Here is a 17,637-nt window from a genome sequence, read left to right as displayed (position 1 = left end):
AAAGCCTTGCGATAAAATATGTTCTGTGAATCATTCACAGGATTGTATTTTGAGGAGGCTTCATTCATGGTGAGTGAAGTCTCTTTTATTTTGCATTGTATAATGGAACAAGTGTTGGTTGAACAGAGGTTGGAATGATGATAAGATTTAGTTGGGACAATAGTGAACACATGTGTTCACATTTCATAACTAAGAAGTAATGGATTGGAGAGGTGCTTATGGCAGATAAAATTGGAACCGATGAATATGGGGAAATACTTATATATCAGACTGATGATGGGCAGACAAATATAGAAGTTAAAATAGAAGATGATACAGTGTGGCTGACACAACAGCAGCTTACTGAATTATATCAATGCAGTAAATCAAATATAAGTGAACATATAAAGCATATATTTGAAGAAGGAGAATTGGATAAGGATGCAGTTGTTCGGAAATTCCGAACAACTGCAGATGATGGAAAAACATATAATGTTACTTATTACAATTTAGATATGATTATCTCTCTTGGATACCGTATTAAATCAGTGATTGCAACAAGATTCAGGCAGTGGGCAACAAAGCGGTTAAAAGAATATATGATTAAGGGATTTACGATAGATGACGAGCGACTGAAAGGTAATGGTGGAGGAAATTACTGGAAAGAATTACTGGATAGAATCAGGGATATAAGATCTTCAGAAAAGGTCTTGTATCGTCAGGTTCTTGATTTGTATGCTACGAGTGTAGATTACAATCCTCATAGCGAAGAGTCTGTTAGATTCTTTAAAATTGTTCAGAATAAACTTCACTATGCAGCACATGGTCATACTGCGGCAGAGGTTATATATCAACGTGCTGATGCACAAAAACCATTTATGGGACTTACTTCATTTTCAGGTGAATTACCAGCATTAAAAGATATAGGAATTGCAAAAAATTATCTGGATGAGAGTGAACTAAAAGTATTAAATAATCTTGTATCTGGTTATTTTGATTTGGCAGAAATTAATGCAATTGAACATAAACCTATGTACATGGATGATTATGTAAAGCAATTGGATAGTGTTTTGTCATCAGGAAACAGAAAGCTTTTAACTGGTTCCGGTTCTGTAAGTCATAAACAGGCATTGGAGAAAGCAAAGTCAGAATACAGAAAATATCAGGAGATTACTTTGACACCAGTCGAAAAAGCATATCTTGAAAGCATTAAAGAGGTTTCCAAGGAAGTAAAAAGGAGATAACATCTGATGAGAAAACAGCAGAAATGTTACATATATACAAGAGTTTCCACTTCCATGCAGGTAGAAGGCTACAGTCTTGATGCACAAAAGGACAAGCTTAGAAAATACGTAAGCAGATAGGAAGCAACATTGATACCTCGGAGCTTGACAGGGAATATGATGGATTAAAAGACAGACTGAGCCAGACAACCGGGGCGAAAAACAGGCTTGCTGACCAGATGGATCATTTATCCGTATCGGATAAGAATTATGATAAAAAATATAATGACATGCAGGAACGTCTGGACAAGCTGTATGATAAATTTACAGATCTGGAAAAGAAGACATTTTTGAAGAGCTTCCTGTCGGATGTGTTTATCTATGAGGAAGAGCAAAAGGATGGCAGAATATTAAAAGGTCTCCGGTTTAAATTTCCGATATATATGAATGGCAGAAATGTATTGGGCGTGGATTGGGATAATGAAAGCACAGATGAGACGGTTGTTCGTCCTAATTAAAATAAAAGCAGGATGAATGCAGAGGGTATTTTTGAATTTACAGATAAAGAAAAAGTGCGGAGTTGAGGTTGGAAAAATACTTTTTTACAAAGGAGAAAAATTAAATGAATATTACAGTATATCTTGGCGCAAATGAAGGTAACAATCCGTCGTTAAAAAGGGCAGTCAAAGAACTGGGAACCTGGATCGGACAAAGTGGCAACGCACTTATTTACGGAGGTTCTAAAAGTGGTTTGATGGGAGCATTAGCCGATAGTGTATTGAATGCAGGCGGCAATGTTACGGGTGTTGAGCCACAATTTTTTATTGAAAATGAATTTCAGCACGAAGGAATTACAAAACTGATCGTAACTAAGGATATGTCGGAACGAAAAAACAAAATGATTGAACTTGGCAATGCATTTATTGCATTTCCTGGAGGAACAGGTACTTTGGAAGAAATAACTGAGATTATGTCAAAAGTATCACTGAAGCAGTTAAATGCACCGTGTATTGTATATAATCTTAATGGTTACTATGATGGCTTAAAAGCAATGCTTAAACATATGATTGACATGGGATTGTCATCAGAGGAAAGACAAAAAGGAATATATTTTGCAGAAAGACTGGAGCAAATAACAGACATTTTATGCTCTTTGAAAGAGGATTAGCAGAAACCAGATTCAAATATTGAGATAGAAATAAAAGCAACAGCAACGGATTCTTTAAGTCCCTTCCGATCTAAATCATAGAAAGGAAGGGGGAAGTGCATATGTACTTATCGGTATTCAACAATATCTGTGAATGGCTTCCGTGGTGACGGTGTGAAATTTTTTCTGTAAATTTAAATCTTCTATGATAATTGATGCGGCTTAACAGCAGATTTCTGTGGTTAAGCCGTTGTTTATTTAATAGCAAATTTAAATTGGTATGTCAAGAGCGCCCGTGGTCTTTTAGCTGGAGCTTCATTTGCAAATCCAACAGTAACAATTCCGGTTAACTGGTTGTCTGTTTTGATAAAATCTACAAGTTCCTTATACGCAAAACACGTATTTGCAATCCATAATGTACCTAATCCATGTTCTGTTGCTGTCAATATCATGTTTTCAATAGCAGCGCCTATGGATAGTGAATCGCAAATTTCCACGATGCGTTTTTCATTTTCAATACCTTCAAATGGAGTTTTCTGATTTGTGTTAAGCACTGCTATAAGACATGGCGCCTCTTCCATAATTCTGACAGTATTTTCAGCATCTGGTATGGCAAACGCCCATTCTTTCATAAGTGCATGCGTGATTTTTTCTGAATTTATGCCCTGGCGCATAACATCAACCAATTTCTCTTTTTCTTTGCCTTGATATACAATAAACTTCCAAGGCTGCCTGTTTTTGGCAGACGGAGCAAGAGTCGCACTATATATTATATCTTCAATTAATTCCTTGTTAATCTTATCCGCTTTATATTTTCTTATACTTCTTCTGTTCTCAATTTCCTGAATCATAGATATCCCCCAGCTGATATAAATAGCATTTACAGTGACTATTCCTTGCAGAAAAGCACCCAAAGGTGCTTTTCTGGTGAAGGATGAACATACAATGTAGTCCGTTACAAGATTTAGATTTCCTTTAAGTCCAACGTGTCCCGAAAGATAGAGATGCTCCGGTTCAAGATTCCGTTCATATAAGCAATCGCAGTTCCATAGTTTGTCATAGGAATGTGTGCATCTTCGGCACATTTTAGACGATATTTCATTTCTCGTTCATTTAACATACAGCCTCCGCAGTGGATAATGAGCTGGTATTCGGAAAGATTTAGTGGAAATTCAGTTCCGCTTGTAAATTCAAATTCAAAATCCTTTCCGGTGTATCGGCGAATCAGATTTGGAAGCTTAACAGTTCCGATATCACCACATTGGCGGTGATGTGTGCATCCTTCGCTGATCAGAATTTTGTCACCTTTTTTTAATTTGTCCAGTGTATATGCGCCATGCACTACTGTTTTCAGGTTTCCTTTATATCTTGCAAATAATATGGAAAATGAAGTCAATGGTACATGTTCAGGAACAATGGCAGATACTTGTTTGAAAGCCTGACTGTCTGTGATGACCAGATCTGGATCGCGACCGAGTTTTTTTAATGTATCAGCCAGTTCTGTTTCTCTTACAACAATGGAAACGGCACCGGACTCCAGAATATCACGGATGGTCTGCTGCTGTGGAAGAATCAGTCTGCCTTTTGGTGCAGCAGAATCGATTGGCACAACAAGAACAATCAGGTCCATTGGCCGGATCAGGTCGCGTACGATATACCGGTCATTATCAGAAGAAGGAATGAGCTTTCCGATTAATTCCTTCAGTTCCTGGATATTGCTGTGATCCTGTGCACTGACCCACAAGATGTGTTCTTTTGCAATCTGGCAGGATCTGGCAATTTGAGTTGTCATGGAATCCAAAGGTTTGCAGACGTCAGAATCAGACTGGTTGCCTAGACAGACTTTGGAGACAGCCAGATCTGCTTTATTCAATACAACAATATAAGGAATCTTCTTATCCTGAATGCGGGTAAGAATTTTTTTATCTTCTTCAGTCATACCGACAGTCCCGTCTATAACAAGAATCGCAATATCTGTTTTATTTAGCATCTGATAAGCTTTTTGAATACGCAGTGCGCCGAGAACATCGGCATCATCATCAAGTCCCGGAGTATCGATGATGACGACTGGACCCAAAGGTAAAAGCTCCATAGATTTTAAGACTGGATCTGTCGTTGTGCCTTTGATATCAGACACAATGGCAAGATTCTGCCCAGTCAAAGCATTGATGACACTGGATTTTCCAGCATTTCGTTTTCCAAAGATACCGATATGAAGCCGTTCGGCAGACGGTGTATTATTTAAGCTCATAATGGAACTCCTTATAACAAAGAATGCGCCAAAGCACATTCTTGAATAGATATAAAATAGTGACGTTGTAAATGATTTTGTACGTGTGTTCAACTTTAAATATTAAGTGAGTCTCCTCTGGAAGTCACCACCTGGTATCCGACAGATGCCATGCGGCGTTCCAGACAGTGCCGGCATTGTGCCGATTCGTCACCGGTACAGATTTTATTATCGTAGAGCAGATAATCCTTTCGCACTTCTGTCGGTGACAGGTTCGGCATGACAACATTTGCACCTGCAAGGATTCCAAGCTCACGACCTTTCGGGTGAATGGTTCCAAGCGCGGTCGTAGCCGGAAGCAGAACTTTTGGCAGCATCAGCCGGATCAGCCCAAGCATAAAGAGCGTAAGCTCTAGTGTGCCGGCCGGCTGGTCAGCAAATGGGGTGTCGTGATGTGGGATAAATGGTCCTATCCCTACCATATGTGGATTGAGTTCTTTTAAAAACTGCATATCTTCCGCCAGATATTCCGGTGTTTGAAAGGGAGCACCCACCATAAATCCGGTTCCGACCTGATATCCGATATCTTTCAAATCCCAGAGACACTGCTGTCTGTGAGCAGCACTTAAGATTGGCGGGTGGAGCTTAGCGTAATGTTCAGGATTGTAAGTCTCATGGCGCAAGAGATAACGGTCTGCGCCAGCATCAAAGAATGCCTGATAACTGTCTTTTTTCCACTCTCCAATGGAAAGAGTGATCGCACATTGTGGAAAATGCTCTCGGATTCGTCTGACAATGTGGATAATCCGCTCTTCTGTAAAATATCCATCTTCTCCACCTTGCAGGACAAATGTGCGAAATCCCAGATCATAGCCTTCCTGGCAGCAGCGAAGAATGGTATCCTCGTCCAGACGATACCGGTGTGCTGCTGCATTACTTTTTCGAATACCACAATAGAGGCAATCGTTTCGACAATAGTTTGTAAACTCTATCAGACCACGGACATAAACGTCATGCCCATAGTATTTGTGGCGTTCTTCTCTGGCAAGTTCGAAAAGGTACTCGGAAAGTTCCGGCGTGCGATTCTTAATCAGTTCGGTCCACTCTTCAAGTGAAAGCTCCTGATTTTTATGTAATTTGTCAATAAGTTCCTTCGGTCCGGTCATAGTACCTCCTGCATGTAATTACCATATTTGTAAAAACTGCCACATAGCTGGTGTGGGTTGATAAAGAATGCTTCTGCAACGTTATTTTCCACCATCTTGTAGCAGCATAAAAGTTTATTTCAAAGTCTATTTATTTTTCTGCGCTTCCAGATAATCATTCAACTCAGAATTCAGGATATCTGTAATAAACATATGTCCCGGTGCATGTGTGATTACGATTGGAAGTTTTGCATTTTCGATGGCAGCCTGAGGTGTAACTCCGCATGGCCAGAATACAGGGATTTCACCTTCGTAGATATCAACAGCTTCGCCGTAATCCGGTTTCATGACATCCATAACACCGACTTCTTCCGGATTGCCCATCTGTACCGGAGCACCGTGTACATTTGGCATCTTCACTGTAATATCATAAGCTTTCTGTGCATTTTCCGGAGTCATCGGGCGCATGGAGCATACCATAGGACCGGAAAATGGTCCAACAGGAACGGTTTGGATATTCGTCTTAAACATTGGTACGTTACGTCCCTGGGAAATGTGACGGATTTCGATTCCTTCTTTGATCAATGTCTCTTCAAAAGAGAAAGAGCAGCCAATCAGGAAGCCGACATAGCCTTCTTTCCAATAAGAAGATACGTCAGTCAGTTCTTTTGTAAATACGCCGTTTTCGTAGATACGGTATCTTGGAATATCAGTGCAGATATTACCGCCTTCGCCCATGGCGTGTGTGTCGGGCGTTCCTTTGATGATTTCAAGAATCGGACAAGGAAATGGATTCTTTTTTGCAAATTCTTCGAAATCTGCTGCATATTCCGGAGGCAGGATTACAAGGTTTGCCTGTGCGTAACCACGGCACATTCCTGCGGTCGGGAAGTCAATAACTCCATCTCGGCAGAGTGCCCGAACCTCCGCTGGTGTTTTGTCTACATAAGGTGTGATGTCAAATGCCATGATGATAGTCTCCTTTCAGTTTTGCAAAATTATTATATAAGATTCAGCATCTTAATTCTGTTCAACTATATCTTCTATTGTAACAAAATAAAGACATGGGAGCAATAAAAAGAGGAGATTGATATTTTATAGATATTCTTTTATTTTATTCATTAACAGATGTCAATTTCATGGTAAAATGATAGTGGGACAAGGAATGATTTATGTATTTAAACTTGAAGTTGTAAAGGAGAACGAAGATGTTGGAATGTGATTATATTGTAAAACAGATTGATGGAGATTATGCACATTTGCAGAGAGTAGACCAGCCGGAGGCAGAACTCAAGCTTGTGGCGAGAGCACTACTGCCGGCTGATATATATGAAGGTTGTGAACTGCATTATGCGATGATGCAGTATTCTATGAAGTAGTATTTATCCTCTTAAGGTTGCGACCAGTCTCTTCGGCAGCATCAGAAGGTCCAGTGCATCGGCTATGGAAGTTGTGCAGACATCGCATTCTGAAAGCAACTTTCCGTAGGCCCCTTCGGTACCCATCACTGCGATACTTAAGGCAGCGGCCTGACACATTGGTACGTCATTTCGTCCGTTGCCGATGGCGATACAGTGTTCGGCACCCAGTGAGCTTAGAATACGAAGCTTCTCATCCATGGCGGAACCGAAAGGAAATGTCATAATTTCCAAAGGAAGTCCGTCGCACATGGCAGCCGCAGTGCCGTGAGTGTCTGCGGTCAGTACATAGATTTTAAATGAATCTCCGAGCAGGAGCAGCCGCTCTTTGATTGCAGGTGGAATCAGCCCGTCAACGGCAATGGTTCCGTTGTAGTCAAGGACCAGATAGTCAAGGTCCAGTGTTTTATAGCCTGGAATTTCGATGATCATATAAGTTTCCCCTTACATATATTGAATTTGTTCGCGGGCAAGTTCTGTAGCCGGTGAGTCAAAGAAAGTTTCTTTGTCAGTAACTTCCAGTATCTTTCCCTGATCCATGAAAATAATCTGGTCAGCGATGCGCTTTGCCTGTCCAAGATTATGTGTAACAATGACAAATGTGTACTGACCTTTGAGCTCCATAAGGGTTTCTTCAATTGCGATTGTATTTTTCATATCCAGCGCGGAGCAAGGCTCGTCGAGGAGCAGGATTTCAGGATTTACACAGAGACTTCTGGCAATCGCAAGGCGCTGCTTCTGTCCGCCGGATAACTTAAGGGCAGATTTTTTTAACTGATCCTTTACTTCCTCATATAATTTTGCTTTCTTCAGACTTTCTTCTACTTTTTCAGACAGAACTTTTTTATCCCTGATACCATAATATTTTAACACATAAGTCAGATTCTTCTCAATACTGTGTGGAAAAGCAATCGGCTGCTGGAAGACCATGCCGATACGGCTTCTTAAAGTTTCTTTCGAAATAGATTTGATATCGGCATCACCAAGAGAAATCTTTCCGGTTGTATATCCTTGTTCCTCTTCCACCATACGATTTAAAGTTTTTAAAAATGTTGTCTTTCCGCAGCCGGATTGTCCGACGATGGCAGTAATCTTTTTATCTGGAATCGTCACAGAAATATCATGAAGAATTTCATGCTTTCCATATCCGCAATTTAAATGTTCGATTGTTAACATATTAGTTTCCCTTTCTCATGTAAGTAACAAATTTGCAGATCAGTTGAATGATCAATAGTAAAAGCATCAGTACAAATGCTGTGCCGTAGGCATAGTCCAGAGAGAATCCGTTGTTTACCAAAGTATATAAGTGATATGGCAGGGACATGAACGGATCTGTCAGTTTTGAAGGAACGCCAGCCTGCATCACTGCACCTGTGTACAGAATCGGGGCAACTGCGCCCATTCCGTATGCCATTCCAAGTGCAACTGTTCCGAGAAGTTCAGGGAAGCAGACTGGAAGAATCATTTTTCTAAGAGCATATTCTCTGGAAAGTCCAAGACCGATGGAATTAGTCATATAGGAAATTCCCTTTTCTTCAAAGACTTTGCGGGCGCGGATTGCAACAAATGGCACAATCATGGCAGAGACGCAAAGTGATGCACACAAAAGACTCCGGCTGATGCCAAAACCATAGATCAGGAGTGTGTAACCCACCAGGCCAAATAAAATAGACGGGATACCGGACAGTCCTGTGATTGCAAAATTTACAATGCCGGACACATATTTGTTTCTATGGTAAAAAACAAGGTATGCGGAAGCACCGATTCCAAGGATTCCTCCAATCAGTGCGGCAAGTGCACCGAGATAAAGAGATCCCATAAGAGCCGGGAAAATTCCACCGGCAGTTCCGATTGGTACACCGGCAGGTTTGTCCAAAATGAAAGAAAGGCTCATGACAGTTTTTCCCTTCCAGAATACGTACAGGAAGAGGAACAGTGTAACACCAATGACACTTAGCCCAAGCAAGATCAGAACAATGCGGATCAAATATTTGGATACCTTAGAATTCATGTTTTGCGAACCTCCTCTTCAAAAGATAGCCGATTCCCAGTACGACCAGCAAAATGACCAGTAACACAACATTTGCAACATAAAGTGCGGACAGATGGAGACTGCCGTACTCGATACTTCCCATTTCCAGTGCAGTCAGGGAAGGCAAGGTCTGACCACGACCGAGAAGTTTCGGGAAGATCGGAGAATTTCCAATGACCATCATAACTGCCATAGTTTCGCCAAGTGCACGCCCGAAAGCCATCATAGCTCCGGCAACGATGCCTGGGCGGATTGCCGGAAAAATGATTTTGACCAGAGTTATTTCCCGGGAAAAGCCGAGTGCAAGTGCTGTCATTTCATATTGTGTACGTGCAACGCGAATAGATTCGTGACAGGTCGAGATAACGAATGGCAGCAGCATGATTGCCAGTACAATCCCGGCAGCGAGAATACATTGTCCGGCTGCCATATGAAATTGTGTGGCAAAACTTTTTACCAGGACAGTAAGTCCGATAAATCCAAAGATCACGGAAGGAATTCCGGCAACCAAGTCGATAAAAGCCAGAAAGACAGCGGCTATTTTTTCTGGAAGATAAAAATTCAGAAAGCATGCGCAGGCAACACCGAAAATCAGAGCCAGGACTACTGCAATGAACGATACGTATAAAGTTCCTGTAATTGCAGGCAGTAGTCCAAATTGTGGGTTTGCACTGACAGGCCGCCATTCCGTAGAAGGGAAAAACATTTTTATTCCCAGTTCTGAAAAAGCGGGAATGCTTTCTTTTATGATATGGATCAGCATAATAGCCATCAGTGCGCTAACTCCAAACGCAGTGAGGTAAATAAGGAATCTGCTGATTTTATCTGGTAGTTTTCTTAACATAAGATATCCTTTCTAATTTGTATAGAGAATAGACCTTGGCATATTAAAACGCCTGTGACTGATACCTGTAACATTTTCATTATAAGCTACAATGCGTGTTATGCAAGAGACATTCATATATAAAGAAGAGGGTGTGCATGTGACACACCCTCTTTGGATTGAAATAAAAGTTTTAGTTCATAGGAATGAATCCCATATCTTCTACAGTTTTCTGACCTTCGTCTCCAAGAACTACGTCTAAGAATGCCTGCTGAATAGCTGTAGGTTCACCGGAACCAACTAACAGCAGAGGTCTTTGAATGATGTAAGAACCATTGATGATATTCTCTTTTGTAGGCTCAACACCATTTACTTTCATAGTAACAACTTTTCCGGCATTCTGGTTAGCAACACCGAATGATGCATAACCGATTGCATATGGATTGTCGATGATATCCTGAACAAGTTCACCCATGGAAGAAGCCTGGATGGCATCAGATTTCACTTCTGTATCACCCATGATGTTCTTCTGGAATACTTCGTGGGCACCACCGTTAATGTCACGAGTGATAACTACGACTTCCTCATCTGGAAGAGAAGCATCAAGATCTTTCCATGTTTTATATTCACCGGAGAACAGGCTTACAATCTGCTCTGTAGAAAGGTCATCAATAATTTTAGTTACAGGGTTCTCAGGGTTTACAGCGATTGTAAGAGCATCGATACCAACCTGATATTCTTTCTCGTCTTTGATCGCCTTTTTCTCTTCATCTTTTACACTTCTTGCTACCATACCGAAAGTAGATGTACCATCGATGACAGCTTTTGTTCCTTGTCCGGAACCACCTGCGGAAACATAAATTGCAATATCTTCATCTGGAAGAGAGGAATCATAAGCTTTCCATGTTCCATATGTATCGAAGAAATTCGTTGCGATAGAAGTAATAACCGGTGCCAGTGTAGAAGAACCATTGAACAGAATCTGGTTGCTTTCCCCATCAGCAGATGACTCTGTCTTTGTGTCGTCTTTTGCGTCTGTGGACGCTGATTTGTTAGAGCCGCATCCTACAGCCATGGACATTACCATAGCGGCTGTAAGGAGAATTGATAATACTTTCTTTTTCATTAGAAATACCTCCCGATCACTTTTTAAAGTTTACGTGGATATTATAGCTTGTTTACAAAAACTTTACAAATAAATAAAGTTAATAATAAATATATACTTATAGATAAAATCGATTGAAATGTAGAATTAATAGAAAATATGCGAAAAAATGTTGGATATTTTCTATTAATACATTCTAAAATAAAGAAAAATTAATAAAAAATATAGATGAAGAACTCAAAGTAAGTGTATTTATGACAAGCCGATGAAACGAAATGTGAATAAATTGTTAATACAAATCATGCAGACGAAAAAACAAACAACATACAAGTAACATATGGATAAAAAGGAAAACAGAGTGACTGGTACAAGAAATTATGCTATGATTAGGGACGAAAAAACGTAGATTTACAGAGGTGCGCAGTAGAATTATGTTATACATTTGCATGATATAGCCTCCGGCAGGGCGCACATTGTCCGGTGGACAATGGTTTTGCGCCGACCGAAACGGAGTGTAGACTTGCAGAGGTGCGCAGTAGAAGTGTGTCATGCAATTGCATGACGCGCACCTCGCAGTAAAAATGTCAGAGTATGTGCGTAAATGGAGTTGGATTATGGAAGTAGAACATGTAACACATGAATTTAAACCAATTTATAATAAAGAATCTAAAGTTTTGATGCTTGGAACGATGCCATCCCCCAAATCCCGGGAAGTAGGATTTTATTACGGGCATCCAAGAAACCGGTTCTGGAAAGTATTGTCAGATGTATGTGGAGAGGAAGTGCCGGAGACTAAGAAAGATAAAATCACATTTGCCTTGCGCAATCATATCGCAGTATGGGATGTACTGGCAGGCTGTGAGATTCGGGGAGCAGATGACAGCAGCATCCGTAATCCAAAACCAAATGACATGAATCTTATCCTAAAAGAAGCACCAATACAGGCAATCTTTGCAACCGGTCAAAAAGCAGCACAACTGTACAGACGCTATTGCTACAAAGATACGGGCATTGAAATCATCTGCCTGCCTTCCACAAGCCCTGCGAACTGCCGGGTGAGCTACGAAGAACTATATGAGGCTTATTCAGTGATACAAGAATACATTAGATAGGAAAACTTACTAATAAACAGGCTAAGGTAGATTTAGAATTAGGAGTTTGAATATTTATTTTAACAGGAGGAAGCTTATGACACGTGAGCAAAAAGTCAGCATGTTAATACAATATCTGAAACATGAAAATCAAGGCTATGCCAGTATTCCGGACCCAATCGATGAGGGAGAACAAAGACGTCTTCTTCGAAGCCTCATGAATGTCCGTTATCCAGGACATGCATCAGCAGAATATGAAAAATTGCAAGATGAACTTTTACAGGAAGAAGCAGAGGAAAAAGGAATCGTGACATGCAACGATATTCCGGTGATCGAGCAGGAATATCCATGCTCAGAGATCAAGAACAGTGACCGCATTTCCCTGTGGCGCGGTGACATTACAAGATTAGGCGTAGATGCAATAGTAAATGCAGCGAACAGTCAGCTTCTCGGCTGTTTTGTACCATGTCATGGCTGCATCGACAACGCCATTCACTCGGCGGCAGGAATTCAGCTTCGTAATGAATGTGCAGAAATCATGGCAGAACAAGGACACGAAGAACCGATAGGAAAAGCAAAGATTACAAAAGGCTACAACCTTCCGGCTAAACATGTCATACATACAGTAGGACCAATTGTCGGACTGGCAGTAACAGAAAAACAAAAAGAGCAGCTAAAAGACTGCTATCTCAACTGCCTGAAAGTGGCAGAAAAATCAAGTTTAAAATCCATAGCATTTTGTTGCATCTCAACCGGAGAATTCCATTTTCCCAATAAACTGGCAGCAGAAATCGCAGTAGACACGGTTGACCGGTTTTTAACAAAAACCAGCATCGAACGTGTGATCTTTAACGTGTTCAAAGAGCAAGATTTTAATATATACAAGAAACTTTTTTGTTAGCGGTACCGGGGTTTTTTTGAAAAAACCCCGTCCCCAATTGGATTTTATCTGGAGGTTGTAGATGGATAATTTATTTTTTTGTTTAAATGCGACAGGTCCCATATTCTTAATGATGATCCTGGGACTTTTTTTTCGTCATATAGGCTGGATGGATGAGGAGTTTGCCTCGAAAATGAATAAATTCGTATTTAAAGTGCCGTTGCCGTTATTATTATTCGGGGATCTTGCGACAGTAGATTTTTCGGAAGTCTGGAATGTAAAATTTGTTATATTCTGTTTTATTGTAACGTTGATCTGCATTATAATTTCAGCGGGGATTTCCTGCCTTTGGAAGGATAAGTCTATCCGTGGGGAATTTATTCAGGCTTCTTATCGAAGCAGCGCGGCGCTTCTTGGTATTGCATTTATCCAAAATATTTATGGAAATGCGGGTATGGCACCAGTCATGATCATCGGCAGTGTCCCGCTTTATAATATTATGGCGGTCGTTGTGCTGTCCTTTTTCAAACCAGGACAGAGCAAGATTGATAAAGAAGTATTAAAGAAAACTTTAAAAGGAATTATTACCAACCCGATTATTATTGGAATTGTGGTTGGACTTCTCTGGTCGGCATGCCGTCTTCCATTTTCCGGAATCCCGGCGAAGACGGTGACAAGTATTGGAAACATGGCAACTCCGATGGGACTTATGGCAATGGGAGCGACCTTTGATATCCACAAAGCTTCCGCGAAAGCCAAACCGTCTATTGTGGCGGCTGTTATGAAGCTTGTCGGATTTGCGGCAGTCTTTCTGCCAATCGCAGTCGGGCTGGGATTTAAGAATGAAGAAATCGTTGCAATCCTTGTCATGCTCGGATCTGCGACGACTGTAAGTAGTTATGTTATGGCAAAAAATATGGGACATGAAGGTGTCCTTACTGCCAGTACAGTAATGCTTACCACTATGTTCAGTGCATTCACATTGACCGGGTGGCTGTATATATTAAAAACTTTAGGAATCGTGTAATAAAGAAGCTTAATTTCTCTCATTATAACGGCGAAGAAGAACGGACAGAAACAATCCCGGCAGGCGGTTCTACCTGCTTAAAACAACTCAAAGAAAATATAGAGTACACCGTAGGAATGCACGCAGATGTCACAGAAGATACTTCTATTAAACTGACAACTTATGGCGGAGAAGAGAGAGATGCCGAACTATAAAGTAATTGTATAACAGATAATAATAGAAGCGATTGCATAATATATCTACTGAAAAATAACAGATTTCCTATACAGTAGTGGATATCACAATACAAAAGCATTAAAAGAGTCTCAAGAAAATCACTCAGCTTTCGAGAACCCCTTTTGATGCGGTCTCTTAAGGTTTTCTGAAAATTCCCTAAAAACCTTGACAAACAGGACTTCTGTGGCTATGATATTTTGTAGTTTCATGGTTGATAAACCAGTTAAATGCGTTGAAAAAGAGGAGTATGTATAGGTCGTTCTGACAGAGAGAGATGCCCATTGGCTGCGAGGCACTTGAGAACAGAGGTGCAGAAGGTAGCTTTGGAGCAGGAACGCTGAAGTCACAGTAGGCGGTCCCGGAGTCGTTCCCGTTAAAGAATAGGATGAGATGTATAGAGGAGTTTCTTCTATATAATAAAGGTGGTACCGCGAATCAATCGCCCTTTGTGAGAATAAAGGGCGTTTTTTTTATAATTAAGAAATGCATTTTCTAATTATAAAAAAGCCTCCGGCAGGATGCGCACTGCGGCGTACAATGATGGTACCGCAAGCGACCACCGCAGGCGCCAGAATGTGCTGGGGCACATTCTATATTTTGCCCTGAAATGTGAAAATGTGTGAAAACATAAACCAGGAAACATGTATTTGAGGAGGAGACTATGAGTCAGAATTTGGAGAAAACTTACAATCCGAAAGAGATTGAAGACAAACTGTACCGGAAGTGGTGCGAAAATAAGTATTTCCACGCAGAAGTGGACAGAAGTAAGAAACCATTTACAATCGTAATGCCGCCACCGAATATTACCGGTAAGCTTCACATGGGACATGCTCTTGACAACACGATGCAGGATATCCTGATCCGCTACAAGAGAATGCAGGGATACAATGCACTGTGGATTCCGGGAACAGACCATGCGGCTATTTCTACAGAAGTAAAGGTTACCAATCAGTTAAAAGACGAAGGTATTGATAAAAAAGAACTTGGCCGTGAGAAATTCTTAGAGAGAACATGGCAGTGGAAAGAAGAATATGGCGGAACTATCACATCACAGCTTAAAAAGATGGGTGTTTCCTGTGACTGGGACAGAGAGCGTTTCACAATGGACGAGGGATGTTCTGAAGCAGTTGAGAAAGTATTCTTGAACCTTCATAAAAAAGGATTCATTTACAGAGGATCCAGAATCATCAACTGGTGTCCGGTATGTAAGACTTCCCTGTCTGATGCCGAGGTAGAGCATGAAGAGCAGGACGGATTCTTCTGGCACATTAAGTACCCAATCGTAGGAACAGACCGTTTCCTTGAGATTGCAACAACACGTCCGGAGACTCTTCTGGGAGATACTGCAATTGCAGTTCACCCGGATGATGAGAGATATAAAGATATCGTTGGAAAGATGTGTAAGCTGCCACTGACAGACCGCGAGATTCCGATCGTTGCAGATTATTATGTAGACAAAGAGTTCGGAACAGGTGCTGTTAAGATCACACCGGCACATGACCCTAACGACTTTGAAGTTGGAAAACGTCACAATCTGCCAGAACTTAACATCATGAATGATGATGCTACGATCAACGAGAAGTATGGTGGAAAATATGCAGGCATGGATCGCTACGAAGCAAGAAAAGCTATGGTAGAGGATCTGAAAGAGCAGGGATATCTTGTAAAAGTTGTTCCACATTCTCATAATGTAGGAACTCACGACAGATGTCATACAACGGTAGAGCCAATGATCAAACAGCAGTGGTTCGTAAAGATGGAAGAGCTTGCAAAACCAGCCATTGAGGCAATCAAGAATGGTGAGCTTAAGTTTGTACCAGAGCGTTTTGATAAGATTTACCTGCACTGGCTTGAGAATATCCGTGACTGGTGCATATCCAGACAGATCTGGTGGGGACATAGAATCCCAGCCTACTACTGCCAGGATTGTGGAGAAGTCGTAGTAGATTCCGAAGCACCGGAAAAATGCCCACATTGTGGTTGTACACATTTTAAACAGGATGAGGATACGCTGGATACATGGTTCAGTTCTGCGCTTTGGCCATTCTCAACACTTGGCTGGCCACATGAGACGGAGGATCTTGACTACTTCTATCCAACGAATGTACTTGTAACTGGATACGACATCATTTTCTTCTGGGTTATCCGTATGGTATTCTCAGGATATGCACATACAGGAAAGGCACCATTTAACACAGTACTGATTCACGGACTTGTTCGCGATTCTCAGGGACGCAAGATGAGTAAATCACTTGGAAATGGTATCGATCCTCTGGATATTATCGATCAGTACGGCGCAGACGCACTTCGTATGACACTGATTACAGGAAATGCTCCTGGAAATGATATGCGTTTCTACAACGAACGTGTAGAGGCAAGCCGTAATTTTGCAAATAAAGTATGGAATGCATCCAGATATATTCTTATGAATATGGAAGGAAAAGAGATCACAGAGCCACAGGCAGAGGATCTGGGACCTGCAGACCGCTGGATTTTATCTGCATGCAATAATGTGGTAAAAGATGTAACAGAGAACTTAGATAAGTTCGAGCTTGGAATTGCACTTTCCAAGATTTATGACTTTATCTGGGACGAGTTCTGTGACTGGTACATTGAACTTTCAAAATATGCAATCTACCACGCAGACGAGAATCCGAAGAGTGCGAACGCTGCACTTTGGACATTGAAGAAAGTTCTTGGTGATGCACTGAAGCTTCTTCACCCATACATGCCATTTGTTACAGAGGAAATCTACAGCAAACTGGTTCCAGAAGAAGAGTCACTGATGATGTCAAGCTGGCCGGTATATGAGGAAAAATGGAATGATGCAGAGAATGAAAACATTCTGAACCATTACAAAGAAATCGTAAGAGGTGTCAGAAACGTCCGTTCCGAGATGAATGTTCCAAATTCCAGAAAGGCAACGATCTACGTTGTATGCGAGGATGAGAAGCTGGCGAAAGGTCTTGCAGTATTAAAAGAGTCTGCAATGATGATGGCATCTGCCGGAGACTTCATTGTACAGGCAGACAAGAGCGGTATCGCAGACGATGCAGTGTCTGTAGTAGTTCCGGATGCAACAGTTTATGTGCCGCTTGAGGAGCTGATCGATTTTGAGCAGGAAAAAGAGCGTCTTACAAAAGAAGAGACTCGCTTGAATAAAGAGATTGCACGTTCCAACGGCATGCTGAATAACGAGAAGTTTGTAAGCAAAGCACCGGCTGCAAAGGTACAGGAAGAGCGTGAGAAACTAGAAAAATATGAGCAGATGCTTGCTCAGGTCAAGGAGCGTCTTGCTGGATTACAGAAAAAATAAATGTA

At 41.2% G+C, this 17,637-nt stretch carries 17 protein-coding genes and 1 other annotated feature; of the genes, 8 read left to right on the top strand and 9 right to left on the bottom strand.

What is annotated here, in order from left to right; all coding sequences use genetic code 11:
- Window positions 1-218: 218 nt before the first annotated feature.
- From LI164_RS09750 to LI164_RS09740, 3 genes are all read left to right on the top strand, one after another.
- A complete protein-coding gene (locus tag LI164_RS09750) occupies window positions 219-1,223 on the top strand; it encodes a virulence RhuM family protein (protein WP_227087050.1) in 1,005 nt (334 codons plus the stop codon).
- A 218-nt stretch (window positions 1,224-1,441) separates the two neighbouring features.
- A complete protein-coding gene (locus tag LI164_RS09745) occupies window positions 1,442-1,720 on the top strand; it encodes a hypothetical protein (protein ID WP_227087049.1) in 279 nt (92 codons plus the stop codon).
- A 104-nt stretch (window positions 1,721-1,824) separates the two neighbouring features.
- Window positions 1,825-2,370 (top strand): TIGR00730 family Rossman fold protein, encoded by a 546-nt coding sequence (locus LI164_RS09740; protein ID WP_215650868.1) that lies wholly within the window; start codon window positions 1,825-1,827, stop codon window positions 2,368-2,370.
- 233 nt (window positions 2,371-2,603) lie between these two features.
- On the opposite strand, the gene LI164_RS09735 is transcribed toward LI164_RS09740, so the two are convergent.
- The 4 genes from LI164_RS09735 to LI164_RS09720 form a co-directional block, all read right to left on the bottom strand.
- The gene (locus tag LI164_RS09735; protein WP_227087048.1) at window positions 2,604-3,200 is read right to left on the bottom strand and encodes a nitroreductase family protein; all 597 of its coding nucleotides are present in this window, start codon (window positions 3,198-3,200) and stop codon (window positions 2,604-2,606) included.
- A 113-nt stretch (window positions 3,201-3,313) separates the two neighbouring features.
- Entirely contained in the window at window positions 3,314-4,600 is a 1,287-nt protein-coding gene (hydF, locus tag LI164_RS09730) for a [FeFe] hydrogenase H-cluster maturation GTPase HydF (RefSeq protein WP_227087047.1), read from the bottom strand.
- 95 nt (window positions 4,601-4,695) lie between these two features.
- Window positions 4,696-5,745 carry a [FeFe] hydrogenase H-cluster radical SAM maturase HydE gene (hydE, locus tag LI164_RS09725; protein WP_117494508.1) on the bottom strand — a complete coding sequence of 350 codons (1,050 nt, stop codon included), beginning with the start codon at window positions 5,743-5,745 and terminating at the stop codon, window positions 4,696-4,698.
- A gap of 126 nt (window positions 5,746-5,871) precedes the next feature.
- Window positions 5,872-6,693, bottom strand: a complete 822-nt coding sequence (locus LI164_RS09720; protein ID WP_005330406.1) for a putative hydro-lyase — start codon at window positions 6,691-6,693, stop codon at window positions 5,872-5,874.
- 239 nt (window positions 6,694-6,932) lie between these two features.
- Between LI164_RS09720 and LI164_RS09715 the strand changes: the two genes are divergently transcribed.
- On the top strand, window positions 6,933-7,103 hold the full coding sequence (locus tag LI164_RS09715) for a hypothetical protein (RefSeq protein ID WP_005332490.1): 171 nt from the start codon (window positions 6,933-6,935) through the stop codon (window positions 7,101-7,103).
- 3 nt (window positions 7,104-7,106) lie between these two features.
- Here the strand turns inward: LI164_RS09715 and LI164_RS09710 are convergent, their stop codons facing one another.
- From LI164_RS09710 to LI164_RS09690, 5 genes are all read right to left on the bottom strand, one after another.
- Window positions 7,107-7,574 carry an HAD family hydrolase gene (locus LI164_RS09710; RefSeq protein ID WP_227087046.1) on the bottom strand — a complete coding sequence of 156 codons (468 nt, stop codon included), beginning with the start codon at window positions 7,572-7,574 and terminating at the stop codon, window positions 7,107-7,109.
- A 12-nt stretch (window positions 7,575-7,586) separates the two neighbouring features.
- Entirely contained in the window at window positions 7,587-8,318 is a 732-nt protein-coding gene (locus LI164_RS09705) for a phosphate ABC transporter ATP-binding protein (RefSeq protein WP_005332487.1), read from the bottom strand.
- A gap of 1 nt (window position 8,319) precedes the next feature.
- The gene (locus LI164_RS09700) at window positions 8,320-9,153 is read right to left on the bottom strand and encodes an ABC transporter permease subunit (protein WP_005332485.1); all 834 of its coding nucleotides are present in this window, start codon (window positions 9,151-9,153) and stop codon (window positions 8,320-8,322) included.
- On the bottom strand, window positions 9,143-10,018 hold the full coding sequence (gene pstC, locus LI164_RS09695) for a phosphate ABC transporter permease subunit PstC (protein ID WP_227087045.1): 876 nt from the start codon (window positions 10,016-10,018) through the stop codon (window positions 9,143-9,145). Before pstC ends, LI164_RS09700 begins: the two co-directional genes overlap by 11 nt.
- 172 nt (window positions 10,019-10,190) lie before the next feature.
- Entirely contained in the window at window positions 10,191-11,123 is a 933-nt protein-coding gene (locus tag LI164_RS09690) for a phosphate ABC transporter substrate-binding protein (RefSeq protein ID WP_168932926.1), read from the bottom strand.
- Between the two features lie 593 nt (window positions 11,124-11,716).
- Here LI164_RS09690 and LI164_RS09685 point away from each other — a divergent pair.
- From LI164_RS09685 to LI164_RS09670, 4 genes are all read left to right on the top strand, one after another.
- Window positions 11,717-12,214, top strand: coding sequence for a DNA-deoxyinosine glycosylase (locus tag LI164_RS09685; RefSeq protein WP_005339087.1), 498 nt, complete (start codon window positions 11,717-11,719; stop codon window positions 12,212-12,214).
- A gap of 76 nt (window positions 12,215-12,290) precedes the next feature.
- On the top strand, window positions 12,291-13,094 hold the full coding sequence (locus tag LI164_RS09680; protein WP_227087044.1) for a protein-ADP-ribose hydrolase: 804 nt from the start codon (window positions 12,291-12,293) through the stop codon (window positions 13,092-13,094).
- 61 nt (window positions 13,095-13,155) lie between these two features.
- The gene (locus tag LI164_RS09675; RefSeq protein WP_173785493.1) at window positions 13,156-14,100 is read left to right on the top strand and encodes an AEC family transporter; all 945 of its coding nucleotides are present in this window, start codon (window positions 13,156-13,158) and stop codon (window positions 14,098-14,100) included.
- A 439-nt stretch (window positions 14,101-14,539) separates the two neighbouring features.
- Window positions 14,540-14,766, top strand: a binding site (T-box leader).
- Between the two features lie 211 nt (window positions 14,767-14,977).
- Window positions 14,978-17,632 (top strand): valine--tRNA ligase, encoded by a 2,655-nt coding sequence (locus tag LI164_RS09670; protein ID WP_227087043.1) that lies wholly within the window; start codon window positions 14,978-14,980, stop codon window positions 17,630-17,632.
- The last annotated feature ends 5 nt before the right edge of the window (window positions 17,633-17,637 follow it).

Source organism: Dorea sp. 210702-DFI.3.125 (assembly GCF_020560945.1).
Lineage (GTDB): Bacteria > Bacillota > Clostridia > Lachnospirales > Lachnospiraceae > Dorea > Dorea formicigenerans.
Note: the sequence above shows the minus strand (reverse complement) of the source record. Positions and strands in the feature narration are given on the sequence as shown.